We start from the raw sequence: 26550 nt of genomic DNA on the forward strand, positions 1-26550 counted from the left end.
TTTGTATTAAATATTAGATTTTTGTTTGGATATTAACTGCGGGAAGGATATATTCCTTCAACACAGATAATATAGTTCAGTCCGATATACGGAGGCATATTATTCACAGGAAGATTCTGCCCGGTGAACATAATAGACTTTGTACTAATAGCCGTATCCGGATCAGCATCTATAAAACTTGGCACTGGGTCAAAGTTCCTCCCGTTTGGAATTCCCGAAATAGCAAGTGCTGAAGCAGCCGTAGGGGTTGCACTGTTGGCATTCTGGTTTTTTACTCTCAGCTGAAACCCACCTCCTATACTTGGAAGATTGGCTGATAATAGTGTATTCTGAGTGGTCCCTGCCTGAACTCCTAAAGGATAATTTTCGTTAGAGTTTACGGTTCCGGCTCCGATAGCCATACGCCCTTTCATGTTAGGGAGTGCGAAAGTATCAATCCCGTTTCCTCCGTAAGTTGTTCCCAGAATTGAAAATAAAGCGCTGTTTTGGGAAATTCTTAATAAGCTTCCGTCGCAGAACATCCAGCCTCTAGGTGCAAAATTTCCGGCAAATAATTTTACGATTCCAATGTACTCATCCATAATAAATAGTTTTCAGTGATTAAATTTCCTACTCGTATAGGGCTTTTCGGATTCCGCCTCAATAGATCAGTTGTTTTGATAGGTCAAAGGAACGATTTCCCATAAGGCAGTACTAGCGTAGAAAATACCAAATTTCGCACTACGTATTTATACGTAATTTCATTAAAAAAGGGATGAGTGATCTGATATTCCGAAGCGGTGATGAAAGAAATAATTTGTAGAGGATAATTTTCTCTGAAAGATCAGTATTTAGTATTTTTGTAAGAATCCAATTTAAAATAAAAATGAACGAATTTGTAGTATCAGAAATTAAAAATAATATTGCCGAAATTACTTTCGGAACCCCTAAAAGCAACTCTCTTCCGGGAGCAATTCTGGAAAAGCTTGCTCAAACCATTCTGGATGAAGGCGCAAAAGATGAGGTAAAAGCCATTCTGGTAAAGAGTGAAGGAGAAAAAGCATTCTGTGCAGGAGCCAGCTTTGATGAGCTTCTGGCTATTGAAGAACTGGAGGCTTCTACAAAATTTTTCGGAGGATTTGCCAAAGTGCTTAATGCGATGAGAAACTGCGGAAAGATTGTCGTAGTAAGAGTTCAGGGAAAAACAACCGGTGGAGGAGTAGGAATTGCGTGTGGAGCAGATTATTGTTTTGCTACTAAAGATTCTGCGTTAGCGTTAACAGAGATCAATCTGGGAATCGGTCCTTTCGTTATCGGTCCTTATGTAGAAAGAAAAATCGGAAAATCACAGTTCTCTGCAATGGCTATTGATGCTGATTTCAGATCGGCAGCGTGGGCAGAACAACACAATGTTTACCACTCCGTTTCAGACAGCATCGCAGAAATGGATGAACAGCTTGAGAAATTTTTACAGACTTTGGCGTCCAGAAGCAGTGATGCTTTGGCACTGATCAAAAAAGTATCATGGGAAGGTACAGATCATTTCAATGAGCTGATGCCTGCCAGAATCCATATGAGTGCAAGCCTTATCCTTGAAGATTCTGCCAAGAAAAATATCGAAGCCATCAAAGAAAGACTGAGAGCTAAGTAAAAACCAGCTTTCCTATAATACAGCCGTTGATTTGTTCAGCGGCTTTTTTGTTGACCATTAACTGCAAAATCAATTCGCTATTCATAATCTCTTATTTTCCATTTCAATTTTTTCGAAAAATATTTTGCAGGATAAAAATAAATTATAACTTTGTAATTCAAAGTTCTTTTTATGGATTCAAAAAATTATCATGAAGACCTGTCCCATATCCGTTCCATGATGGAGCGGTCTTCCCGGTTTATTTCACTGAGCGGGTTGTCCGGTGTATTTGCAGGACTTGCAGCCTTAATTGGGGCTGGATATGTATATTTTATACTTCAACGTGAAGGAATCGATTATTTTGAAGGTGAGAGGAATTTTTTTAGCCCGGAACTGGTGAAGGAACTGGTGATAACCGGATTTGTAATCCTGATAGTAGCTGTGGTTAACGGATCTGTGTTTACAGCCAATAAAAGTAAAAAGAAAGGACTGAAAATCTGGGATGCAACAACAAAACGCCTTTTGGTAACCTTTGCTGTTCCTTTGGTGACAGGAGGTATTTTTTGCCTGGCGCTCATCTTCCATCATCTGTATGTGTGGATTGCTCCGGCTACCCTGATCTTTTACGGGCTTGCATTGGTAAGTGCAGAACGATATACCCTCACAGACGTAAAATATTTAGGATATCTTGAAATTATTTTAGGAATGCTTTCATTATTCTTCTTAGGCTGGGGATTGGTATTCTGGGCATTTGGCTTTGGAGTATTGCACATTGTGTATGGATTAATCATGCATAAGAAATATAAATAATGGGAATAGGCTTTGTCATACTTATATATCTTTTCATACTCTTTATTTTAAGCTTGACTTGTGCAGTAATAGGAGGTATCATTACTTATTTTGTAAGTAGGGAAGGAAAAAGCAGAAATACGATATTGGTGATAATAGCCCCTTTTGTAGGTTTTTATACTTTTTTTATCTGTGGCTTTATGGGAATGTCTATTGTGGCAGATAAAAAGAAGGTAGATGTTGGAATTGGAGATGCATGGTATGTACCATTAAAACATGAACATCAGCTGTTATTCATTGATATTCCGGAGCAGGCATCTATTGCAAAAGAAAACGGAGAACTATTGGTTTCGGAAATATCAGAAATTGAGGAAAACGGAAATCAGATCTTGGGAAAGATGTTTGATGGCCAGTATTTTTCTTACAATACAAAGACCAGTGAAGTTAAAGAATTCAGTACTGAAAAAGAACTGAGCTCTTCAATTGGAAATAAGAAGCTTCAGCTGACAGATGCTTATGATTTTTATTCAGCCAGGAAAAGTAAAATAATGAGTTTATGGCCAATCTGGATAGGGATTTTATCTTTCATGGGAAGTGTAGGAGCAGTGTCGCTTTTGAAGCAAGTAGTTTTTAAAATTGTTAGAAAAAGATAACTGGAAAATAGAATTTATAATTGTGAAGAAATGGATCCTGTTTTTAATCATTATTTTTGCAGCTGTTTTCAGCAGGAATTTTCTGTTCAGCAGTTTATTCAGATATGAAATCATCAAAGAGAGACAGATTTATCCATTTGAAAATGAAAATTTAAAAGACGATAAACCTGCCAGGGAAATAGAAGAGATTATTCAGAACAACTTAGAACAGACCTCATCCGTACTGGCATTTAGTTTTGAGCGCTGTGAAAATGATCCCAATCTGCTTTTGAAAACAAAAAAGGCCAATTGTATAGGATATTCCGCACTTTTAGCAGCATTGATACAAACTGAGCTCAGGAAGAATAAATTAGATAAAAAATGGGAGGTGAGCCATGAAGTAGGAGAGATCTATTTTTTGAATAAAAATATCAATCAGTACTTCACCTCAAAATTTTTTAAAGACCATGATTTTGTGGTCGTGGAGAATAAAGAAACTAAAGAAAGAATAGCCATTGATGCAGCACTCTATGACTATTTCAGAATAAATAAGATAACGTTAAAATGATAAAGATAAATCAGCTCAATAAAGAATTCGAAAGCCGCGTAAGACTGGGCATCATGTCCGTTCTTATGGTGAACGACTGGGTTGATTTTTCTGAAATGAAGGCTCTGCTTGAAATCACAGACGGTAATATGGCAAGCCACAGCAATGCCCTGGAAAAAGCAGGATATATTGAAGTGAAGAAAGAATTTGTAGGAAAAAAACCTAAAACTTCTTACCGCGTAACCCAGAGTGGGAGACTGGCCTTCACGGAACACCTTAATGCTCTTGAAAAATTATTGGGACGATAATTCTTATATTTTTTTGAAAATTTACTTTGCAATTCAAAGTACTTTATAAAAAATAAAATTAAATAATATGATGACACAAAAACAAAAAACACTTACGATTTACGCCCTTCCATTGGTTTTACTATGTATTCCGCTATTTGGAACTATAATTACTGATGAGGTGAACTGGTCTCCTTCAGATTTTATGATCGCAGGAGTTTTACTTTTTGCTACTGCTTTTCTAGTCAACCTCGTAAGGAGCAGAATTAAAAAACAAAGTTGGAAAATCCTGATCTGTACTTTCATTCTGCTGGTTCTCGCATTAATTTGGATTGAATTGGCCGTAGGGATTTTCGGAAGCCCGTTTGCCGGAAATTAATGCCGGATTTACTTTCCCGGAATTAGAAAATACCACAGACCTTAATGATGACCAGAAGAAAATTTATTAAAAGATTGATGCAGATTTCAGTAATCGGAGCATTTCCTGCGCTGTATTCATGGCAGGTAGAACCTTTCTGGATAGAGTTTGTCCAAAAAAAACTTCCGGTTAAAAATTTGCCGGAAACTTTAAATGGTAAAACACTGATGCAGATCTCTGATCTTCATGTGGGAAACCGTTTCGACTGGAATTTTTTGATCGAATCTTTTCAGGAAGCCCAACAATTCAATCCAGATTTTGTAGTCTACACCGGGGATTTTGTGAACCACGGAAATGCAGAAGAGCAGGAAGCTCTGAAAAAAGTGATGAACCACGCTGTTCACGGAAATCTGGCTACTTTCGGGATACTGGGGAACCATGATTACGGAGCAGACTGGAAAGATATACCATGCTCAGAAAAGATCTGTGGAATTCTCGAAAACGCAGGTATCACGATGCTAAAAAACAGAAGTGAAGAAAGCCACGGGCTGAACTTTATTGGGTTTGATGATCTGTGGTCACCCAATTTCGGATTTTCTGAAGTCATGAAGAATTATAATCCTTCAAAAGCTTCCATTGTGCTTTGCCATAACCCTGATGCCTGTGATATAGACATCTGGAACGGCTACCAGGGATGGATTTTGAGCGGACATACCCATGGTGGACAATGCCGAATTCCGGGAATAATTACTCCGGTTCTCCCGGTGAAAAATAAACAATATATCTCCGGCGAGATTGATCTTCAGGATGGAAGAATGCTGTACATCAACCGGGCAATCGGGCATTCTTTCCAGATCCGTTTTATGGTACGTCCGGAAATAACGGTTTTTACTTTAGCTCAAGCTTAATATAAAAATATAACAATGAAAGACCATGAAATTATAAATATAGGAAGAGGGCTGTTTGGGTTATGCCTGCTGCTGGGAAATATATGTCTCTTTGGTTTTATATTCACCAGAGATGACGGTTTTATGGCTGGCGGTTATATGCTGCTTGTATTCGGATCTATACTGAATATGATAGCAATAGCAGGACTGCTGCTGTACGGGCTTATCTGTCATTCAAAACTCAATGCCTGCCTTAAAGCTATAGGAATAATCCTTATCAATATTCCTCTCGCTATTGTGTACACTTTAATAGGACTTACTATCATTTAAAATAATAAACTATGAAAAAAATGCGTGTTGCCTTTTTGCTTTTTGTTTATGATAAAACTCAGAAACTTTACAGAAAATACTTTAAGAAGAAAAAAAGACAGTGGCAGTTCAATGAAAAGCAGCTGCTGGAATTCAAAGAAGATTCTTTAGGCAGAAAGTTGGGGGAGTTTTATAAAAAACATGGATTCTCTATGATCCCTAAAATGGAGAACCACGATGTACACCATCTGATCACAGGCTGTGGAACTCATTTTGAAGATGAAATCGCTATGCAGTATCTGCTTCTCGGAAACGGAAAATTGAATGCCCACCTTCTTGCGGCAGTGGTATTGGGAACACTTATCCTTCCTGAATACATGAAAATGTACCTCAGAGCCTACAGAAAAGGACAGCGTATGAAACCATTTTATAACTGGGATTTTGAAAGCCTCCTGTGGCAGAATTTTGACCACCTGAGAGACTATATCCAACAGAAAGATCCAGTTGTACTTTATTAATTAAACTGATCAAACCATGAAGAGTATCAAATGCAGCCCGCTGGGTAGAAATGTTTTCCTTACCTCATTTTTAACAGGAACGTTTATTTTTATCAGCTTCCTGGTAACCCGATCAGATTTTCTGGTCATACTGGGCTTTTATTATGTCGTTGCTGCTGCAGTCATCAACCTGATTGTACTATTGTACGAACTCATAGAATTTCTAACGAATGTTTCAGATCATAAGGCTTCAGGAAATTCCATATTGCTGCTTCTCCTTAACATCCCGATAGCAGTTGTATACCTTCTTATTGTCTTTAATATATAAACCTTTAATCTCTAAATTTTTCAATTATGAAAACACATCACTATATATTTCTTACAGCCGCTTTATTTGTTGTTCTGTTTTATGATCAGGATATCGGATTGAATTTTGGAATCCTGGGAATTATCTATGCCTTATTAACTTTATTCAGAACGCCGGAGCAAAACAGGACCAGAATTTTTCTGATACTTTTTGTTACCAGTATTTTGTCGAGTATTGCTTTTATATGGTACGGGGACTTTCCTTCATTTCTGGCGGTTGTAAGTTCATTCCTTATGCTTTCTTACCGTTCCCGAAACAGGAAGCTGAAAATGTTATTCCTGATTCCGGTTTTTATAATCAACTGCATTACCTCATTTTTCCGGTTTTTCAGTTTTGATGCATGGCTGCCGAAAAGAAACGTCTCAGGGGTCTGGCAGAAAACATTGGCTTTTGTGTTAATTCCACTCATATTCCTGTCCATTTTTTTTGCGATCTATTCAGCAGGAAGTGATCACTTTGCTGCACTTTTCAGAGATTATGAACTGGATCTGAACGTTTGGCAGGTCATTTGTCTGTCAGCCATCGGGTTTTTTATTGCCTTCAATTACTGGAATTATGCAGTAGAAAGACCAATCTATAAAATGAATCACCTGTTGGATAATGACTTTAGTGAAAACAGGAAACCTCAGAAATCCACCTATTCATTTCTGGATCTTGATGCCGAAAGAATAAGCGGGGTCGTTTCTTTCTTCTCCCTCAACATTTTGCTGGTCTTTTTTATTCTGACCTACAATTATGAACAATTTTATGAAGCTGTAAAGACTCCTTACCAGCTTTCAGAAGAAACCCATCAGAGAGTGAATGCGGTGATTGTATCTATTATAATGGCTATTCTGGTCATCATGTTCTACTTTAAATCTGGCTTTAATTTTGATCCCAAAGCCCGGCTGATGAAAATTTTAGCCAAAATCTGGATATTTCTGAATGCTGTGTTGGTGCTGTCTGCAGCCGTAAAAAACTACGAATATATCGTGAATTACGGGTTTACCTATAAAAGACTTGGTGTGTTTGCATTTCTGATTCTGTCTCTGGCGGGGCTGGCAATGACTTTTATTAAAATTCAGAAGCAAAAAAGAAATGTATTCCTGTTCAATACAATGGCCTGGTATTTTTATGGAACGATCCTGATTTGCAGCTACATCAACTGGGGAGGGTTTATTACCTCACAGAATATGAAACGTAAAGATTTTGTCGTGGATTATCACTTCAGGTCTATTAATTTTAGTGAAAGACCTCTGCTGAAATATGCAGATGAAAAGAATAATCCGGAACTTAGAAAGAAAGTGCAGGATAAAATTAAAGAACAGAAATTAAAACCTTTCCTTTCAAAGATTGTATATTATCAAACCCTGAAATAGAAATAAAAGATTGTCTGAAAAACACTTGGAATAATTTTAGCTTTGAAAAGATCATATGAACCGGAGATACAGATGATTGAAAATATGTTTTCCCGGTTTAAACTACAGTTAACACATCATTCTAAAATAAAGTCCTATGAAAAAGAGCTTATTCTTCATTCCATTGTTGATTCTTTCCTGTAAAAAAGAAGCACCCCCGGTTACAGTACCCGACAAAGATTCTGCAGTGGTAACAGAAATACCGGATTCTGCAGTAAAATCAGATTCGGCAGTGCTTACTAGAGATTCTGTCACCAGGAATGTTTCGGCTGGCGGACGGAAGGGAGTCATGAGAGAAGAAAAAGGCAGACAGATCATAAGAACAGCAGATGCTTCCCAATTGCCTTTCGCATTGGGGGAAGAGTTTACAAAAGAAGGGCAGGAGCTTGTTCTTAAACTCAGGAATTATGGGAAATCAGATTTGAAAGCTACAATCACTACCAACCAGAAAGACTTTAATATCCGTTTCAACCAGATCAGGCTGCCGAACGGAAGCTATGATGGCCCTTTCGGAAGAGATATCACCTATAAAATTCCGGAAAAAGGCGAAGTATGGCTGATAATCGGGAAAAGTAATATGGCTTCAGGAAATACAAAAGGTAGTTTTATGGTTAATGTAGAATAATTGTAATCGGTTTGGTATAGTTTCTGCAAACTGAACACTAAAGTTTAAAATTATGAAAAATATATTTTTAATGACAGCAGCTGTTTCTGTGGTAGCAGTAAGTTGTGGAACGGTACAGTCGCTGGTTCAGAATACATTCCCCTATACAGCCAATGTTTTAGTTTCTACGGGAGTGCCTGCCGATAAAGAAGTTTCATCAACTTCTACTGCAACCAATGTACAGACATGGTTTGGAGGAAATAATAACGCTAAAATTAAAGACGTAAGAATTTCTGATGCGAAAATCTCTATAGTTTCTCCTTCAGGCGGAAATCTGAGTGCCTTTAAAACAGTTAAAGTATACATTTCATCAGGCGGTACCGGAGAAAGACTGGTTGCTTCCCGCTCCAATATATCAACCAATTCTTCCAGCCTGAATCTTGATCTTAATGATACCGGATTTCTGGATGAGGTCGTAAAAAGTTCCGGACTTACCGTAAGAACCGTTTATGAATTGAAAAACCAGACCAGTTCAGATATGAATATCAAAGTTGCGCTTAATTTCAGCAGCGTTCCTGCGAAATAGTTTAATATATATTGATTAAAAAAACACCTTTCAGTACTGCTGAAAGGTGTTTTTGTTGAGTTTATAATTTTGTGAATTTCTCAACAACTCTTCTTTGTCCTTCATTAATATTGATCATATATTGTCCCGGAGGAAGAGAAGATATGTCCATTCTTTCATCTGTAGAAACCGAATTTTTGATCACAGATCGTCCCTGCATATTGATAATTTCTATATCAAGCTTTTTATTTTCACCGCCTTTTAATGCAATATAGTTGCCTGCCGGATTAGGATAAATTTTGATTTCTAACGGAAGCATATTTTTTACAGGAGCTGCAAAGCTGCCCTCTAATTGTAATATGGCATTTTTTACATTGGGAAGTGGTCCTATTTTCTTATTGGTGTCTGTTCCTCCCTGAGGAATTCCCGTAGAAACCAAAAGGTTTTTCATGGCAGCCGGAGTTAAATACTGGCCTGTATTCTGACGGTAGAAAGACTGGATCAATACAGCTGCTGAGGCTACGGTAGGAGTGGCAGAACTTGTTCCGCTGAAATAGTTATAAGTCCTGTTGTTATCATTATCATATTTCTGGTAAGAACCATATCCTGCCGCCAGAACACTGCTTCCCCAGCCCTGAACATCCACCCTGTTTCCGTAGGTGCTGAAGCTTAGTTTAGAATGGGTAGTATTAGGAGAACCGGCTCCTACAATAATGGCTCCGCTGTTTCCTCTTGCCCGGTACGCTGCGTAAAAAGGCTCATCTAAATCCTGATTTCCGTTTCCTGCAGCAGCAATAATGATAATTCCGGAATCTGTAGCGGCTTTTGTCATATCCCAGATAACACTGTCATATTCTGCAGGGCAGTAACCATCTTTCCCGCCGGTCTGCATTTCGTATAAAATAATGTCGCCTGCCTGAGAAGCACTGATAGATCTGCTTACCGCCGAAGCCCTGTTATAACCAACAGTCGTCCATTCTAAATAACCTTTTATTTCAGAAGCACCATAGGCTGCCCCGGAAAGCCCTACATTATCTTTTGCTGAACCCATAATACTTACCACAGCGGTTCCATGATCCATATAATTGTTGCCCGATAATCCGGAGTTAGGAGTGTATCCTGATTCCAGCTGTATAAAGTTCTGTGCGGACAGCATTTCATGGGTTTTATGAAAGCCATATTCTACATCACGAATACGGATGTTTTGTCCGGTAATCCCTCTGGACCAGGCATATTTTGCATTGATGCCGGGATTATCGTTGAGGTAGGTCTGCAGGCTTTCCAGATTAGGTGTTACGGTATACATTTTAACTAACGGTGGCTCAATTGGAGTTCCGCTCATGACTGATACATACTCAATCTCAGGAAATTTTTCAAGAACCCGAATCATCTTTTTTGTACCTTCTTCATTTTGTAGAGGAAGCTCTGCCTTGAATATCCGTTTCAGTTTTTCTACAGATTCACCCGAATGACCATTGGCCTTACTGTCTCTCATCATTTCATCAAGTTTCTGATCACTGAAACCGAGATCATAAGTAAATGAAATCTGATTGGCTCTGGCAAAGCTTTCCAGCTCCGGATTTTTACTGAATGCCATTTTTTCAGAGTTGATCCCTTTTGAAAAGCATACATAAATGTGATCTTTCAAATGGCTTGCTTTATTAAATGTATTTTGCCCAAAAGAAAGGGTAAAGCATAAAATAAGTAACGTGAGAAGTGAAATTTTTGCTCTCATAATATTGTATTAAATGGTTGTGAATCATATATAATTGGTGTTTTTTTAGGTAATGAGATAAAAAATAAATGAACGAACGAAATCTTCATCTGCTATAATCAGATTACATCAAAAATAAGAATAAAATAAATGCAAATCACTTTTTTGTGAATTTTTCAAATAAATAATTCTTTTAATACTGATGAAAACTATATTTACAGGATTAAAATGAAAAACGTCTTTCAGAAATTTTGAAAGACGCTGTTTTATAGAGGATTAAAGTAATGCTGGTGAGGTATTCAATTCTTAATGAATACTGATGAATTCCTGGATTAGTTTTTTGTTATTGAATCCATCACAATGGTTACAGGTCCGTCATTAATTAGGGAAACCTTCATGTCCGCCCCAAAGATACCACTTTCAGTTTTTAATCCGGATCTGGCGATCTCTTCTTTAAAATAATCAAAGAGAGGGACAGCTTTGTCAGGTTTTGCTGCCTTTATAAATGAAGGACGGTTTCCTTTTTTATAGTCAGCAATCAATGTAAATTGACTGATACAAAGGATTTCTCCTGAAATATCCTTTACAGAAAGATTCAGTTTCCCATCTTCATCGCCAAAGATCCGGAGATTCAGTACTTTCTGAACCAGCCAGTCTGCATCTGCTTTTTCATCGTTTTCATCTATTCCGGTTAGCAGCATTAAGCCTTTACCGATCTCACCCACTGTTTTTCCATCTACTTTTACACTGGCTTCCGATACTCTTTGTATGACAATCTTCATTTTATTGATCTTTACTTTTAAACTTCCAATATAAGAAAACTCAAAGGATAGCAGCAAGAATTCAGGAAAGTTTTGTTCAATGGTAAGCTATAATTTTATATATTGTCAGCCTTTTATGTTCAGTATTCTGAAAAGCTTTAAAAACATGATAACAATGAAAAAGATAGCCGCGATACTATTGGCGCTCATGAGCTGTTTACTATATTCTCAAAATGACCGCTTTATTTATGAGATCAGTTTCAAAAAAGATTCTGCTTCCAGCGAAATCACAAAAGAAAATTACCATTTAGACATTACAAAAGAAGAAATAGCCTATTACAACAGAATTTTTTATATCAATGATTCCGTATTTGCGGCAACAGGAAAAGAGGGTTTTAAAGGATATCGTTTAACTTCCTTTTTAACCAGAAATAAAGGGAATTCCATTTATGAAAATTACGAATATATAGGAGATGTGAATTTTTATAAACTGGAAACACCTGCCCATCTTGTATGGAAGATATCAGACAGTACAAAGATGATAGGCGAGCTGAAAGTACAGAAAGCAGAAACCGGTTTTGGGGGAAGAAAATGGGTTGCGTGGTTTACCCAGGAAATCCCTTTGTCATATGGCCCGTATAAATTTAATGGTCTTCCCGGAATGATCATTGAAATCCATGATACCCGGAATGATTATATTTTCAAGCTGATTAAAAGTGAGAAAATTCCCGGAAATTACGAAAGCTACAGCCTTAAAGAGCGGAGAAGCAAAGCAATAAAAGTCAGTCAGAAAAAACTGAATGATCTGAAACTAGAACTGTATCAGAGCCCTTTTAAATACGTTTTTAATGGAAAATTGAGTATTCCTGAAGGCAAAAAGCTTCAGTTGGATGATGGCACCATCCTGACCAAAGAAGAATTAAAGCCGGCAGAAAAAAATGAACGGAAAAAGCTCAGATCTTTTAATAACCCGATAGAATTGGATAAGGCTATTCAATATCCCGATAATGAATAAAGAAACCGCAATTTAAGATCATTGCGGTTTTTATTTTGGACTAATAATAAATGTTCAGGGTTTTGGATGCCGGGTCATAATTGTAAGGGTACGTTTTCGGAGGAAGGGAGGTTTGAGCTCCATCCAGCGGCTGGCCTGTATTCAGTATCCATTTTGTATTATCTTTTGGACACAGAATATTGATGTTGTTTTGTACCTCAAGGGTAGTATTGGAATCAGGGCAGAGATGAGGAGCATTACGGTCATAAACCTTAAAGGCGTCACCAACACGGACAACAATCAGCCCTCTGGTTCCGGACTGCTGTTCGTCCACATAAATCCAGCCTCCGCTGTACGTAAGATTATAATAAGCCGGAAGGTTGAGGTTTAAGGTAACATTAATAGGATTGTTGGGAAAGCAGCTTACAGTATCTTCTCTGCTTCCACATGAGTTTATAGTTAAATTGCTGAAAATCAGAAGTATGAAAATAGATAGTATCGAAAAAGTTTTTTTCATTTCAATTTAAATTTTTATATATTTGTAAAAATAAAACGATTATAATACGAAAACATTGTCCGGCAAATGTCGGATTATTTTTTTATACTAAAACTAAATTTTGAAAATTATGGCAAGCTATGTAACAAAGGAGGGGCTAGAGAAAATGAAAGCTGAGCTGGAACAGTTAGAAACTGTGGAAAGACCAAAAATTACCCAGCAGATCGCAGAAGCAAGAGACAAAGGAGATTTGTCTGAAAATGCGGAATACGATGCGGCCAAAGAGGCTCAAGGGATGCTTGAAATGAGAATTTCCAAGCTGAAAGATACTATCGCAACCTCTAAAATCATAGATGAAAGTCAATTAGATACTTCAAAGGTTTCCATTCTTACAACGGTAAAACTTAAAAATAACGCTACCAAACAGGAGCAGGTGTTTACACTGGTACCGGATAATGAAAGTGACCTTAAAGCAGGGAAAATTTCTGTGAATACCCCTATCGCAAAAGGACTGCTTGGAAAAGTAGTAGGCGAAACTGCAGATATCGTTCTGCCTAACGGAAACAAACTGTCTTTCGAAGTATTAGACATTTCTCTATAGTCTGATACATCTTCTTATCTGAATTTCTGATTATTAACTCTATTATTTAATTTCTAACTTCTACAACATGAGCAGTATATTCACAAAGATCATCAACGGCGAAATTCCCTCCTATAAAATTGCAGAGGATGAGAACTTTATCGCATTCCTGGACGCAATGCCATTGGTGAAAGGACATACATTGGTTGTTCCCAAAAAAGAAGTAGACCTGATCTTTGATCTGGAGAGTGAAGAATACAAAAACCTTTGGGGATTTGCACAGAACGTAGCGAAGAAGATTAAAAATGCTGTTCCCTGCGTGAGAGTAGGGGTGGCAGTAGTGGGACTTGAAGTTCCGCATGCACATATTCATCTCATCCCTTTGAATAAGGTGGAAGATATGAATTTCAGAAATGAAAGATTAAAATTAACGGACGAAGAATACACAGAGATTAAAAACTCTATTATTAATTCTTAAAAACATAAATCGTAAAAAAGTAATTTTTTACGATTTTCTTTAACATATACAATATATTATTATAGTATGAACTCAAACCAATGTTCTTTCTGCGGCAGAAAAAGAAATGAAGTACAGATGCTGATTTCCGGGCAGAATGGTTTTATCTGCGAAAACTGTATAGAGCAGGCGCATGTGATTGTAAAAGACAGCGTTTCAAAAACAGGATATTCCCCGGCAGAAAATATAGACGAATTAAAAAAACCTAAGGAGATCAAGGTATTTCTTGATCAATATGTTATTGGGCAGGATCAGGCAAAAAAACAGCTTTCGATCGCGGTGTACAATCACTATAAAAGACTTCTTCATGCCAAGGATGAAAACAGAGAAGTAGAGCTGGAAAAATCCAATATCATCATGATTGGTGAAACAGGTACCGGAAAAACCTTACTGGCAAAAACCATTGCAAGAGAACTTAATGTACCTTTCTGTATCGTTGATGCAACTATCCTGACAGAAGCCGGTTATGTAGGGGAGGATGTCGAAAGTATCCTTTCAAGACTTTTAATGGTGGCAGATTATGACGTGGAAAAAGCAGAAAGAGGAATTGTATTTATTGATGAAATTGATAAGATTGCAAGGAAATCAGATAACCCGAGTATTACAAGAGACGTTTCCGGAGAAGGAGTACAGCAGGGACTGCTGAAACTGTTGGAAGGAAGCATTGTTAATGTTCCGCCTCAGGGAGGAAGAAAACATCCGGATCAGAAGTATATCCAGGTAAATACCCAGAATATCCTGTTTATAGCCGGAGGTGCTTTTGATGGAATCAAAGAGATCATTGAAAGAAGAATGAACAAGCAGGCTATCGGGTTTAGTTCTGAAAAGATTAATAAAGTAGATGAAGATGAATATGTATTAACAAATATTAATGCAATTGATCTTCGTTCTTTCGGATTAATTCCTGAACTTTTGGGAAGATTTCCGATCATTACTTATCTTGATAAACTAACAAAAGAAACCATGGTAAGGATTATGAAAGAACCTAAAAATTCTATCATTAATCAATTTGTGGAGCTTTTCAAAATGGATGGTACCCAATTGTCTTTCACAGACGGTGCTATCGAGAAAATTGTAGAAGAAACCATTGAGAAAGGATTGGGCGCCAGAGGCTTAAGAGGAACAACCGAGAAGGTTTTGGAGGATTATATGTTTTCAATAGGAGAAGAGAAAGAAATCATATTGACGGAAGATAATATTTTTGTTAATAAATAAAATATATTTTTTTCTAAGAAATAAAAATCATACCTTTGCGGGTGAGATTGTATTAACACACAAATAATTTATACAATGAGAAAAAGTTTATTTGCTATAGGTCTTTTAGCCGTTAGCTATTCTGTTCAGGCGCAGAATGTTTTATGTCACGTAGACACTAACGCTAATATGTATGTAAGCGAAGGTACCCTGGTTTATAGCGGTGGAGGTGTTCAGACAAAAGGAAATGGTCTTTTGGATGTTCACGGTAACGTTATGATTGTAGGTGCCGCAGGAGATGCCCTAAAAACAATTACCGGCACCGGTTCAGATAAAACCGATGGTGGTAATATCGTATTAAGGCTGAATAATTCAGGCAGCTATGACACTTCTACTTACGGACAGTTGTATATCAATGGGTTAAACCAAGGCGATATTACAGGTATTGTAAGTAAAGAATTCAGAAGCAAGAAACATGGTAACGGTAGCTATTATCAACAGCTGGCAATGCCATTTTTTGGTAAAACATTGAGTTCTCTGTCCTCAGAATTCGGTAAAGTATTCAATACTGCACGATACAGTAAAAATGAAATTCTGAAGCTGAACAACATTAACAATGTTGCAGAAACACTCACCAATCTTGCAGCAACAACCAGCGATGCAACCGGTTATTATATGTTGGGATCAAACAATAATAACTTAGATACCAGTACGCCGCCAGCATCAATGGCAACCATTGCTCCAACCCCTACAGGTTCTGTTTATACCCTTAACGGACGTCCTAATGCAACACTGGCTAACGCTACCTTGCAGAATGGAGGAAGTATAGATTTCGGAGCAGGAGGTAACAACCTGAATCCATATGGTGAAAAGTATAACACCCATATTCAGGATCAGTTTGAATTTTCAACAGGAGCCTGGGTATCATCAACATATGGTAAAAATATTTATCAGTTCGGAAATCCTTTCCTAACCAATCTTGACTTATCAAGAATCGGATATGTAGAGAACGGAGGAGTTACTGACGGAAATAATATTTCCAATATCTGGGGAGTAAGATATGACCCTGGAACTGTTGTCGCTACTCCTGCGGGTAATGCATACAGTATGGGAGCTCAGATTCAGACATATAATGCTTCCGGAATTCCGGCAGGGGATGTAGGACTTATTATTAAGCCTATGCAGGCATTTGTTTTGAAACTGAGAAACAATAATCCTCAGACTTTAAATTTTAATACCCTTAGAAGATTTAGCTCCACAACCAGAGCTGCAGGTACAGACTATAACGTAACTGCTGCTAAAAACGTAACTTCAGGAACTCTGAAGCAACTTGGAGTAATTGGTCTGGATGCTAACGGATATGAAGTTTCAAGAGCGTATTATGTAGTTTCCAATACTGCCACTACAGGGTTTCAGTCTTCAATTGCTACTACCGTTCAGGCAACCAATACAAGTGCCAATCTGATCGGAACATTTGAAGAATTACCAACTGGAGGTTATGATCCGAACTACAACGCTAAATATTGGTTATACATCAATGAAGCCAATGAAAACAACTTCCTTGGAAAAGATGTTTTACTTTGGAACTATGATTACGATAAGCCAAACAGAAAAATTGTATCTTATAAATTTGAGATCAGAGAAAACGCTGAACTTGTTCCGGCTGGAACACACCAGCTTTCTTCTGGGGAAGGTTTCTATTACAAAGCTTCTAATGGTACAGTACAGCAGGCAAAACAAGGAGATATAGTTTCTTTAAGTTCTAAATCTTATAATTTATACTACGGAGAGCCAAACAAAGGTTCGCTAGGAGCGAGAGATACTGAGGCTACACAATCAAGAACAATGGTAGTTTATAATCCAGATATTACCAACTACATTGTGAGATTCGATCCGGATTGGAAAAAAGCAGATATTGAAGTTTATGATATGAGTGGTAAACTGGTTATTTCTAAAAAAGCAGTTGACACATCTAGAGATTTTGTAATTGAGCTTAACAGCGCTCTTAAAAACTCTTATGTTGTAAAAATTGTTTCAGATAAAGGAATAACCGTTAGCACTAAAATCTTAAAATAAATATTATGAAAACTATAAATAAACTAGTATCAGCTCTTTTTATATTCGCAGTATTACTGGTCAGGGCAGCAGATCCTAATGATATGCCAGTGCCGGGTGGAGACGGAACAGGAACGGTAGGTCCTGGAAAACCGGCATCTCCTATCGATATGTACATTTATGTACTGTCAATAGTAGCTATCCTCTTCATTGTTTATTACACTAAAAAATATAAAAGCGTAAAAGCCTAAAATTTTATTAAAATAAAAAAACTCTCTGATTAATCAGAGAGTTTTTTTATTTTTACCCTATGAAAAAGATTTATATAGTATCTGCAGTATTAGCTGCATTTTCTTTACAGGCTCAGTTTACTGTAACCATTCAGGCGCCTGCAGATTTTAAAGATCAGGATGCCATTCTATATACACTCAACGGCTCAAAGGACGTTATTGTTACCAAAGAGCAAAATAAGAACAATACATGGACTTTCAAGAATCCTAATCATTACATGGGAATGATGAAGGTGTATTTTCCGGGCTCCAATAATACGGTGAGTTTTATTTCCGAAAATAAGAATGTCAATATTAAGCTGGATGTTCAGAACAATAAAATTAAAGATGTAGCTTATCTGGATGAAGTTAATGATCTGATGAGCAAACAGCAGGAAGGTTCTCAGAAAAAGGAAATGATTCTTCCGGCTTTGGCACAGATCAAAGAATATTATAAAGATAACACAGATTTCGGAAAAGCTCTCAAAACAGAAATTAGCAGACTTTCAGGTAATGCCGCCCCTATAGATGCAGCGAAACACCCGTTTATTTCTTTCTATAATACCAACTACAGTAAGTTTCTGTCTAATTCCTCAGATCCTTCTAAAAAGGTTTCTCAGGACGATATTATCAACTTCCTGGACAAGTCCAATGATATGCTTGAATCTTCATCCTTATTAAGACCAGTTTTAGTAGCTTATCTTAATGCTGGTGGCAATACTAATGTACCAGCTTCTGTAGATAAGGTGTTAGACCGCTTAAAAGTAGAAACTCCAAGAGGGCAGGCTGTTCTGTCTGAGCTTATTGATATTTTCGATGCTTACGAAATGGATGAGTTTAAAAACAAGTACCTTAGCCTGGCTAAAAATCTTAAATGTACAATCACCGATAGATTAGCTTCTACGTTAAAATCTAATGCTAATGTAGAAATAGGGGCTGTATTTCCTAATTATAAATTCCAGTCACCTGTGAATACCACAGCAAAGTCACTTCAGGATGTAAAAGCAGATAAGAAAATTGTAATTTTCTGGTCGTCTACGTGTTCTCACTGTGAAACTGAGCTGCCTAAGCTTCTGGAGAAATACAATGATCTGAAAGCGAAAAATATCCAGATTGTAGGTCTGTCTTTAGATACAGATAAAAATTCCTACACCAACAGAATTGCTGCATTTCCATGGATCAATGATTCTGAACTGAGAGGTTGGAACAGCAGTTATACCGAAACCTATAATGTTCACGCAACACCTACGTATTTTATTTTAGATGCTAACAATAAGATAATCAGCAAACCAGACCATGTAGGCGATGTTTTGGAATATTTTAAGGTAAAATAATTTTGGTAGTAAATAAATATTTTCTATATTTGCACCACCAAAACGGCGAGGTAGCTCAGTTGGTTAGAGCGCAGGATTCATAACCCTGAGGTCACGGGTTCAATTCCCGTCTTCGCTACAAAGTCCCTAATTTTAGGGACTTTTTTATTTGTATTCATTTGAATATTTTTTTAAACCTATTCTAGAATATCTTTCTTACTTTTGAGCGAAAATTGATAATTGATGAAAATCAGTAAAGAAGGGGTAATCCCCTATATAAATGGAGCTCTAATATTATTTATTATTTCTTATATTGCTTTTGGATTTATTACCCAGAAGCAGATTGGTAAAGAAAATGGTTTAGGATGGGACGGAGTGTATTATAATGCAGCTTATCAGGTATTTTCAGATAAAGGAAATGAACTGTATAAAAGTAAAGATCACAACAATACGTATTATAATTTATATCATGATGCCGATCCGTTTAATAAAAGGGTAGGGGTCCCCGAATTGGCAACAGCTCTTCCTTTTGATGCGGCTACCAGTTTTAAATTAATTAATCTTATAGCTTTCTTCTCCGGGCTTATCCTGTTGATGTATAAATGGGGAAAGAAGAATATTACTATTGCTTTAATTTTTATTCTTTCTATTCTGATAACGCCGCAGATGCCGTTCAGGCTTACTCTTTTTTATCCTTTTACCGTAGATGGGGTGCAGTTTTTATTTATTGCTTTAATGCTATGGTTTTTCGATAAACCTTTATATGTGATACTGGCAAGTATACTTTTTATGCCCTTTAAAGAAAGTACGATTCCTATTTGTTGTATCTATTTAGGAACAAGATTTTTAATCTATAGAAAGTTTAAATACCTGTTGTATATTGTACCGGTTGTTCTGCTCTTCTGGGGCTATTTGCAGTTGGGTGCCGAAATCTTTGGATTTAACAGTGAAAGTGTAGGGCTTGGTGCCCTTGAGTTTTTCTTCCACCGCTTTTATGGTGAGATTGAAAATACAGTCCGGCTTCTTGCGTGTTTCTTTATTGTATTTTCTTCCTTCTTGTTTATCAGAAGAAAATTTTCTGAGCAGACCTTGTTTTTTACATTTCTGATTGCACTTCTGTCCGTTTCAGGATCTGATCTTACAAGAATATTCTGTGTTGCACTTCCTTTCCTTTTTGATGAACTGATCAATAATGACAAAATAAAGAATGTTTTTCTCTATTTAATTATATTTATCATTTTTCTTCCTTATAAGTTTGCGTTTACTATTTTAGAATTTCAGGATAGTAATGAGATTGGGGAAGGGTTTTTCATTACGAATTTTGAATACCTGGATGTTAAAAAGAGTATCTTCTTTTTAATTTATTTTGTAGTTTGTAATCTGCTTTTATTTTTTTATTTAAAATATGCAAGACGCAAACAATTGATACAATAAAGTGAAATGATCATACCGGAAATTACTGCAGATTTCAATATAATTCTGGTTTATCATTATAACATTTAAAGCTGTAAGAGTTCTCTTGCAGCTTTTTCATTTATTCTTAGAATATGTTTTTTCAATATTAAATTATCACAACAAAGGGATAAATTAGGTATAAATACGTACTGTTTTTTTTAGAAGGGTGCTTAGATTTGTATTTAACATAAAAGTATAAATCTAAAAAAAAAACTAATTCTATGGCTAAATTCTTAAGAAAAAATGCATGGGAGAAAGGAGGCACTTTTGATAACCCTGATCTTTTTTGGTATGCAAAGGGAGTAGGAGCTTTGCAATCAAGACTTCTGAGTGATGAAAACAGCTGGTGGTTCTTTGCCGCTATTCATGGTGAACAGATTGGAGGAAAGAAATTTCCTAACTGGAATGTACTTACCGGTGTTCCGAAAGTTCCTACAAGCCCGCTTCCTTCCCCGGATGTTATTAAGAAATTCTGGAATCAATGTCAGCATCAAAGCTGGTATTTTACACCATGGCATCGTGGTTACCTTATCGCTTTGGAAGAACAGGTTCGTCAGGCGGTCATCAGTTTAGGAGGACCGGCAGACTGGGCACTTCCTTATTGGAATTATTTAGGTCCCGGAGATCAATATAAAATTCCACCTGCCTTTATGCAGGAGACAATGCCTGATGGTAGTGCCAATCCTTTGTATGTAACCGCGAGATATGGACCTAAAAGTGACGGAAATGTATATGTACCCATCCCACCCATCTCAGAGGTATGCCAGGGAAATACTATTTATACAGGAAGCAATACTTCAACGCCACATCCTGGATATGGAGGGCCAAAAACGAAATTTTCACATGACGGTAATGTGAGCGGAAATTTAGAAAGCAATCCGCACAATCTGGTGCACGTAAAGGTTGGAGGCCAGGATGGCTGGATGTCAGATCCTGATTCTGCCGGGCTGGATCCTATTTTTTATCTGCACCATTGCAATATAGACAGAATGTGGGCGGCATGGAATACAAGCAATGATAATCCTACGGATCCGGATTGGTTAAACGGGCCTGCAGCATCGGGGGAAAGAGAGTTTATCATGCCTGTACCGGGTAATGATAAAGGCTGGGTATACACTCCTGCAGAAATGAGTAACTTAGAGACACTGGATTACAGCTATGATGACCTTTCACTGACCACGGCTCCGCTGCCTCAGAAGACACTTGCTCAGAGATTAAATAAATTAGGTGCACAGCCTGTTGAAAATCTGGAAGAAAAAAATATGGATTTAGGACGTAACTCAGAGCTTGTTGGTGCCAATGCAGGACAAGTTCAATTAGACGGATCAGGAACAAAAACCAGTGTAAAGCTGGAAGGAAGCTCCTGGAAAAACGTATCCGGAAGTCTGATGAAAGCTTCGGTAAACAATTTGCCGGATCAGGTTTATCTTCAGCTGGAGAATGTGAAAGGAACCGCTGATTCCAATGTTTTAAGTGTTTCGGTAAATCATCAGCTGGCAGGCTACGTTTCTCTTTTCGGGTTACGTAACGCTTCTGACAAAGACGGGCATAATGGAGGTAATGGACTTACTTTTATCCTGAATATTACAGAGATCATTGACAACCTGTTTGTGAGTAATAATCTTGATGTAAATTCTCTGGAAGTAGCTATTCTGCCTGATAACGCAATTCCAAATGACGAAACCATTACGGTAGGACGGGTGAGCATCTACCGTGAACAACAGAAATTATGAAAATCTCAGTAAGAGATGGCAACTATATCACGGCTGTCATTCTCATCACAAGTATCATATTCTGGATTATATTGCTGGTGAATCCGGGTGGAATTATGGGGATAAAACATTGCCACATGACGGCAGACGGCGCATCAAATGTTTCTCTGCAGATGATGCTTCAGATGAATCCTTTTTCAGAGATGATGACAGGCTGGATTCTTATGGTATTGGCGATGATGCTTCCAAAGCTGATCTCACCGGTTCAGTATATTTATGCAAGAAGCCTTAAAAGACGTCGCTTCTGGCTAAGCTTACTCTTTGTATTAAGTTATACAATGGTCTGGACGGTTATGGGAGTAGTAATGAATGCTGTTATCCTCGGATTTAATCTGTTATTGCCCGGAGGCTCATATATTCCGGCTCTTATCGTAGGAATTGTAGCTTTGATCTGGCAATTTTCACCAGTGAAGCAAATGTGCTTGAACCGCGGACATGATCACATCTCGATTGCTGCTTTGGGATGGGCTGCAGATCGGGATGTCTTGAAATTTGGAATAATGCACGGAATATGGTGTATCGGTTCTGGATGGGCCTTAATGCTGTTCCCGATGATCCTGCCGGAAGGACATAATCTGGCGATGATTCTGGTAACGGTTATTATGATCAGTGAACATATGGAGCATCCAAGATATCCGCGCTGGAATTTTGATTTCCGTCTGAAGCTCATCCGGATCATGGTGGCCAGAATAAAAATCAATTGTAAAAGAAAAGAAGAAATTCAACATCAGGTTCACTTTGATATGACTGAAAAATTTCTTTAAATTCTGAAGAAACATAAAATAAAAACCGCAGCCTGAATCAGATTGCGGTTTTTATATATTTTTTTTAAAAGTATCAACTCTGATACCCCAGTAATTTTCTGATCTGGTAGAAGAATCTTTCAATCAGTCTTAGGTCCTGGGTGACAATTTCAGCATTCCCTCTGAGCTCTTTATCAAATACGAGGGTTTTGTTATAGCTGGTTTTTAATCCTTTTGGAAGAATTACATCTACGTAATAATTTCCTTTGTCATCCGGAATAAGAGAGATATTCTGTACTTTTCCTTCCACAATACCATATTCCTGAAAACGGTAATTATCCAGTTTAATCAGTACTTTTTCGCCTGGAATGATTTTTCCGGAGTTAATGGTAGGTACAGACATCCGTCCTACAAGATTCTCTTTATTGGCAGGAAGAATAGAAAGAATAGGTTCACCGGTTTTTACAAACTGATTTTCACCAAAAAACTGTTGAAAACTGGCCATACCGTCAGTCGAAGAAATTACAAGATAGGTTTGTTCCCATTGTTTTAAAGACTTACGAAGCTGTTCGAAAAGCTGTAAAGTCTGTGATGAATAAGTAATCTTGTCCTTTTCTGTATTAATGGCAGTACCGCTTTTGGTTTTATGTAGGTTGGAGATTCCTTCTTCCATCTGTGATAGAGAAATCGTAATATTTTCAAGATTCTGCTGGGCCTGAATATATTTTATTTTCTCGTTTTCCAGTTCCATGGAAGAAATAACGCCCTGGTTAAATAGTTCCTGCGATCGTTGATAATTCTTTTTTGTGAGTTCATATTTGGCCTGTTCTAAATTCTTTTGCTGCTTCGTTGTTGCCATTCTTACACGGTATTCCGAAAGACTCTGATTGGCTGCAATATTTTCCGGTGCATAAGGCTGGAGTCTGGTGAAAAGTTCTTCATCCTGAAATGCTTTTGCAAAATTGTTGTAGTCGCCCTGAAGCTCTCCAAGCTTAAACCTTGATGCCTGCGCGATGGGAAAGGACAGAACCTGGTTGGGAGTAATGGAATCCACCAGTTTTTTCAATTCCAGAACATCTTTATAGTTGGCTGCAGACTGCATCACCATAAGAACATCATTCTTTTTAACTTCCTGATGGTTTTTGATAAATATTTTTTCAATTTTTGAACTGGTCCGGGCCTCTATCTTTTCAGGAGGATTTTGTGAAGTAACAATAATTGGAGCCGGAACAAATTCAGGGTACTTGATGATGTAGCTCATCAGAAGAATAAGCAGAAGTATAATAAATATAAGCGTATTTCCCCAGCGTATCATCCAATGGGGCGGCTGGGTAAGAATGTCCTGAACGCTTTCCGAACGAAGTTCAATAGTATCTAAAATTTCCTTTTCCATATAAGCAGTCTGTTGAAACCAAAATCTTCACAGGAAGATCCTGATTCATTTTTTCATTTTAAAATAAATTATAACAAAGACAGTTGGCAATCATATCTCTAATCATTGTAATGCTGTCTTCAATTTTTTTCTTTGTAATATTGTAATTGATACGTATTAAGTTGAGTACGTGAATTTAGTAAAAACAGATTAATTCCCCAATTCCAGCTGATTCTTCACCAGTCTGTAATATTCACCTTTTAAAGCAACAAGTTCACTGTGGCTGCCTTCTTCCACTACCTTTCCTTTATCCAGAACAATGATCTTGTCGGCATGTTTTACGGTAGATAACCTGTGAGCTATGACAATGGCTGTTTTTCCTTTAAAGAATTGTTCCAGATTTTCCATAATGATCTTTTCATTATTGGCATCTAAGGCAGAAGTAGCCTCATCGAAAAAGATATATTCCGGAGATTTATAAACTGCTCTGGCAATGAAAAGCCTTTGTTTTTGTCCACCGCTTACTCCCACGCCTTCATTTCCGATTTTTGTATTGTAGCTTAAAGGTAGTCCTTCAATAAACTCTTTAATATTAGCAATTTCTACGGCACGTCTTAATTTTTGCTTGTCGATATGATCTTCGCCAACAGCAATATTGTTGGCAATCGTATCATTGAAAACATACCCTTCCTGCATTACAACCCCACAATGATCTCTCCAGAATCTTGGAGATACGTTTTTCAATTTTGTATTCCCTATTTTAATATCTCCTTCAGAAGGCTCATAAAACTTCATGAGCAGCTTTAAGAGCGTCGTTTTTCCGCTTCCGCTTGCTCCTACAATAGCGGTGGTTTTCTGATAAGGAATGCTAAGATCCAGATTTTCAAATACCGGAACATCAGACCCGATGTATCTGAATGACATATTGCTGATCTCAATGTCTTTTTGCGGTACTTCTGTAGCATATTGCTCATCCTTGTCTTCTTCATCTTCTTTATCATGAATTTCACCAAGCCTTTCAAGAGAAATTTTAGCATCCTGAGTTTGTTTGATAAAGTCAATAAGCTGAAGCAGTGGGCTGTTAAGCTGCCCAATAATATACTGTACAGAAAGCATCATCCCCAAAGTAAGATTACCGCTCAGAACAAGTTTTGCAGAAAGAAAACTTACCAGGATATCTTTCATCTGGTTAATGAAATTTCCTCCTACAGACTGCCATTGCTCTAATGAAAGTGACTGAATTCTTATTTTAAATAGTTTTACCTGAAGGAATTCCCAGTCCCAGCGTTTCTGTTTTTCAGCATTATGCATTTTAATTTCCTGCATCCCGTTGATCAGTTCAATGACTTTACTCTGTTCCTGAGAAACCTGAGAGAATCTTTTATAGTCTAATTCTTTTCTCTTTTTAAGGAAAAAGCTGATCCATCCAACATACAATACGGCTCCTACCAGATAAACGATAAATAGTCTATAGTCATAAAACAATAGAACAATACTGAAAATAATAAGGTTGACCAATGAGAACAATGTATTTAAAGACGAACTGGTCAGAAGCTGTTCAATTCTGTGATGGTCATTAATTCTCTGCATGATATCTCCTGTCATTCTCGTATCGAAAAAGCTGATAGGAAGTCTCATCAGTTTAATAAAGAAATCTGAAATGATAGAGATATTGATTCTGGCGGATAAGTGAAGCAAGATCCAGCTTCGGATAACTTCAATTCCCATTCTTCCCAGAAACAGCATGATCTGTGCAAGAAGTACAACATAAATGAAGTTAAGATCCTGATTTTGTATCCCCACATCTACAATACTCTGGGTAAGGAATGGGAAAATAAGGGAAAGTAAACTTCCTGCTAAAAGTCCTACTGCAAGCTGGATAACAAGTGATTTGTACTTTAAAAGATATTTGGACAGAAAAGAGAAGCTTGCCTTGCTTTCTTCTGAATCGAATTCGGTCTGGAAAAAAGCCGGTGTTGTTTCCAGAATCAGGACAATACCCTCTTCTGTATTTTCATTGGCATTTTCTCCTATCCATAGTTTGATGAATTCTTCTCTGGTATAGGTAATCAGTCCATAACTGGGATCTGAAATATAGACTTTATTGTTTTTGTCAATCTTATAAACAACAACGAAGTGATTTTTGTTCCAGTGTACAATGCATGGGAATGGAACTTCTTCTGTAAGGGTATTGAAATCAATCTGAACCCCAAGTGACCGGAATCCCAGATTTTCTGCTGCATCACTGAGCCCTAAGAGGCTGCTCCCTTCACGGGTAGTTTCAGAAAGTGTACGGATCTGCTGAAGCGAGATGCTTTTGCCATAATATTTACTTATTATTCTAAGGCAGGTGGGCCCGCAGTCTTTAGCGTCAGGCTGTTTATAAAAAGGAAATTTCTTCAAAACTTTTTTTCATTGTAAAATGCCGCCAAAAGATGGCGACATTTTTAATTTATCTACTATTATT

The 26550-nt window shown here is 37.4% G+C and carries 29 protein-coding genes and 1 tRNA gene; 24 read left to right on the top strand and 6 right to left on the bottom strand.

Features of this window, described 5'->3' with window-relative positions; translation table 11 throughout:
* Positions 1-32: 32 nt before the first annotated feature.
* Positions 33-581 carry a phage tail protein gene (locus tag FW768_RS18395; protein WP_153397893.1) on the bottom strand — a complete coding sequence of 183 codons (549 nt, stop codon included), beginning with the start codon at positions 579-581 and terminating at the stop codon, positions 33-35.
* Between the two features lie 284 nt (positions 582-865).
* Here FW768_RS18395 and FW768_RS18400 point away from each other — a divergent pair, with 284 nt between their 5' ends.
* The 13 genes from FW768_RS18400 (at position 866) to FW768_RS18460 (ending at position 8869) form a co-directional block, all read left to right on the top strand.
* Entirely contained in the window at positions 866-1630 is a 765-nt protein-coding gene (locus FW768_RS18400) for an enoyl-CoA hydratase/isomerase family protein (RefSeq protein WP_153397895.1), read from the top strand.
* A gap of 171 nt (positions 1631-1801) precedes the next feature.
* Entirely contained in the window at positions 1802-2419 is a 618-nt protein-coding gene (locus tag FW768_RS18405; RefSeq protein WP_153397897.1) for a hypothetical protein, read from the top strand.
* 53 nt (positions 2420-2472) lie between these two features.
* Positions 2473-3051 carry a hypothetical protein gene (locus FW768_RS18410; RefSeq protein ID WP_153397899.1) on the top strand — a complete coding sequence of 193 codons (579 nt, stop codon included), beginning with the start codon at positions 2473-2475 and terminating at the stop codon, positions 3049-3051.
* A gap of 22 nt (positions 3052-3073) precedes the next feature.
* Entirely contained in the window at positions 3074-3598 is a 525-nt protein-coding gene (locus FW768_RS18415; protein WP_153397901.1) for a hypothetical protein, read from the top strand.
* Entirely contained in the window at positions 3595-3885 is a 291-nt protein-coding gene (locus tag FW768_RS18420) for a winged helix-turn-helix domain-containing protein (RefSeq protein WP_153397903.1), read from the top strand. The genes FW768_RS18415 and FW768_RS18420 overlap by 4 nt, the downstream gene beginning before the upstream one ends.
* Positions 3886-3952: 67 nt before the next feature.
* Positions 3953-4243: a hypothetical protein gene (locus FW768_RS18425; protein WP_153397905.1), complete on the top strand. Its 291-nt coding sequence runs from the start codon at positions 3953-3955 to the stop codon at positions 4241-4243.
* Between the two features lie 47 nt (positions 4244-4290).
* The gene (locus tag FW768_RS18430) at positions 4291-5130 is read left to right on the top strand and encodes a metallophosphoesterase (RefSeq protein WP_153399975.1); all 840 of its coding nucleotides are present in this window, start codon (positions 4291-4293) and stop codon (positions 5128-5130) included.
* 15 nt (positions 5131-5145) lie between these two features.
* Positions 5146-5439, top strand: a complete 294-nt coding sequence (locus FW768_RS18435; RefSeq protein WP_153397907.1) for a hypothetical protein — start codon at positions 5146-5148, stop codon at positions 5437-5439.
* An 11-nt stretch (positions 5440-5450) separates the two neighbouring features.
* On the top strand, positions 5451-5936 hold the full coding sequence (locus FW768_RS18440; protein ID WP_153397909.1) for a Coq4 family protein: 486 nt from the start codon (positions 5451-5453) through the stop codon (positions 5934-5936).
* 16 nt (positions 5937-5952) lie between these two features.
* A complete protein-coding gene (locus FW768_RS18445; protein WP_153397911.1) occupies positions 5953-6243 on the top strand; it encodes a hypothetical protein in 291 nt (96 codons plus the stop codon).
* 26 nt (positions 6244-6269) lie between these two features.
* Positions 6270-7640, top strand: coding sequence for a DUF4153 domain-containing protein (locus tag FW768_RS18450; RefSeq protein WP_153397913.1), 1371 nt, complete (start codon positions 6270-6272; stop codon positions 7638-7640).
* A 136-nt stretch (positions 7641-7776) separates the two neighbouring features.
* Positions 7777-8304 carry a hypothetical protein gene (locus FW768_RS18455; RefSeq protein ID WP_153397915.1) on the top strand — a complete coding sequence of 176 codons (528 nt, stop codon included), beginning with the start codon at positions 7777-7779 and terminating at the stop codon, positions 8302-8304.
* A gap of 52 nt (positions 8305-8356) precedes the next feature.
* The gene (locus FW768_RS18460; RefSeq protein ID WP_153397917.1) at positions 8357-8869 is read left to right on the top strand and encodes a hypothetical protein; all 513 of its coding nucleotides are present in this window, start codon (positions 8357-8359) and stop codon (positions 8867-8869) included.
* 61 nt (positions 8870-8930) lie between these two features.
* On the opposite strand, the gene FW768_RS18465 is transcribed toward FW768_RS18460, so the two are convergent.
* Entirely contained in the window at positions 8931-10583 is a 1653-nt protein-coding gene (locus FW768_RS18465) for a S8/S53 family peptidase (protein ID WP_153397919.1), read from the bottom strand.
* 311 nt (positions 10584-10894) lie between these two features.
* Entirely contained in the window at positions 10895-11344 is a 450-nt protein-coding gene (dtd, locus tag FW768_RS18470) for a D-aminoacyl-tRNA deacylase (protein WP_153397921.1), read from the bottom strand.
* A gap of 154 nt (positions 11345-11498) precedes the next feature.
* On the opposite strand from dtd, the gene FW768_RS18475 reads away from it, so the two are divergent.
* Positions 11499-12338, top strand: a complete 840-nt coding sequence (locus tag FW768_RS18475) for a GLPGLI family protein (protein ID WP_185152005.1) — start codon at positions 11499-11501, stop codon at positions 12336-12338.
* A gap of 40 nt (positions 12339-12378) precedes the next feature.
* On the opposite strand, the gene FW768_RS18480 is transcribed toward FW768_RS18475, so the two are convergent.
* Positions 12379-12834: a hypothetical protein gene (locus FW768_RS18480; RefSeq protein WP_153397925.1), complete on the bottom strand. Its 456-nt coding sequence runs from the start codon at positions 12832-12834 to the stop codon at positions 12379-12381.
* Between the two features lie 109 nt (positions 12835-12943).
* Between FW768_RS18480 and greA the strand changes: the two genes are divergently transcribed.
* The 10 genes from greA (at position 12944) to FW768_RS18530 (ending at position 22732) form a co-directional block, all read left to right on the top strand.
* The gene (greA, locus tag FW768_RS18485) at positions 12944-13414 is read left to right on the top strand and encodes a transcription elongation factor GreA (protein ID WP_153397927.1); all 471 of its coding nucleotides are present in this window, start codon (positions 12944-12946) and stop codon (positions 13412-13414) included.
* A gap of 67 nt (positions 13415-13481) precedes the next feature.
* The gene (locus FW768_RS18490) at positions 13482-13871 is read left to right on the top strand and encodes an HIT family protein (protein WP_153397929.1); all 390 of its coding nucleotides are present in this window, start codon (positions 13482-13484) and stop codon (positions 13869-13871) included.
* Positions 13872-13937: 66 nt separating this feature from the next.
* On the top strand, positions 13938-15125 hold the full coding sequence (gene clpX / locus FW768_RS18495) for an ATP-dependent Clp protease ATP-binding subunit ClpX (RefSeq protein WP_153397931.1): 1188 nt from the start codon (positions 13938-13940) through the stop codon (positions 15123-15125).
* A gap of 75 nt (positions 15126-15200) precedes the next feature.
* Positions 15201-17180, top strand: a complete 1980-nt coding sequence (locus FW768_RS18500; RefSeq protein ID WP_153397933.1) for a T9SS type A sorting domain-containing protein — start codon at positions 15201-15203, stop codon at positions 17178-17180.
* A 5-nt stretch (positions 17181-17185) separates the two neighbouring features.
* Positions 17186-17410, top strand: coding sequence for a signal peptidase (locus tag FW768_RS18505; RefSeq protein WP_153397935.1), 225 nt, complete (start codon positions 17186-17188; stop codon positions 17408-17410).
* A gap of 59 nt (positions 17411-17469) precedes the next feature.
* A complete protein-coding gene (locus tag FW768_RS18510) occupies positions 17470-18762 on the top strand; it encodes a TlpA family protein disulfide reductase (protein WP_153397937.1) in 1293 nt (430 codons plus the stop codon).
* A 44-nt stretch (positions 18763-18806) separates the two neighbouring features.
* Positions 18807-18880: transfer RNA gene (locus FW768_RS18515), tRNA-Met, on the top strand.
* A 104-nt stretch (positions 18881-18984) separates the two neighbouring features.
* On the top strand, positions 18985-20175 hold the full coding sequence (locus FW768_RS18520; protein WP_153397939.1) for a hypothetical protein: 1191 nt from the start codon (positions 18985-18987) through the stop codon (positions 20173-20175).
* 242 nt (positions 20176-20417) lie between these two features.
* Positions 20418-21929 carry a tyrosinase family protein gene (locus tag FW768_RS18525; RefSeq protein WP_153397941.1) on the top strand — a complete coding sequence of 504 codons (1512 nt, stop codon included), beginning with the start codon at positions 20418-20420 and terminating at the stop codon, positions 21927-21929.
* The gene (locus tag FW768_RS18530) at positions 21926-22732 is read left to right on the top strand and encodes a DUF2182 domain-containing protein (protein ID WP_153397943.1); all 807 of its coding nucleotides are present in this window, start codon (positions 21926-21928) and stop codon (positions 22730-22732) included. Before FW768_RS18525 ends, FW768_RS18530 begins: the two co-directional genes overlap by 4 nt.
* Positions 22733-22805: 73 nt before the next feature.
* Here FW768_RS18530 and FW768_RS18535 read toward each other — a convergent pair whose 3' ends face one another.
* Together FW768_RS18535 and FW768_RS18540 are read right to left on the bottom strand one after the other, a co-directional pair.
* On the bottom strand, positions 22806-24104 hold the full coding sequence (locus tag FW768_RS18535) for an HlyD family secretion protein (protein WP_153397945.1): 1299 nt from the start codon (positions 24102-24104) through the stop codon (positions 22806-22808).
* Positions 24105-24293: 189 nt separating this feature from the next.
* Positions 24294-26486: a peptidase domain-containing ABC transporter gene (locus tag FW768_RS18540; RefSeq protein WP_153397947.1), complete on the bottom strand. Its 2193-nt coding sequence runs from the start codon at positions 26484-26486 to the stop codon at positions 24294-24296.
* Between the last annotated feature and the right edge of the window lie 64 nt (positions 26487-26550).

The sequence above is a fragment of the Chryseobacterium vaccae genome, assembly GCF_009602705.1.
Lineage (GTDB): Bacteria > Bacteroidota > Bacteroidia > Flavobacteriales > Weeksellaceae > Chryseobacterium > Chryseobacterium vaccae.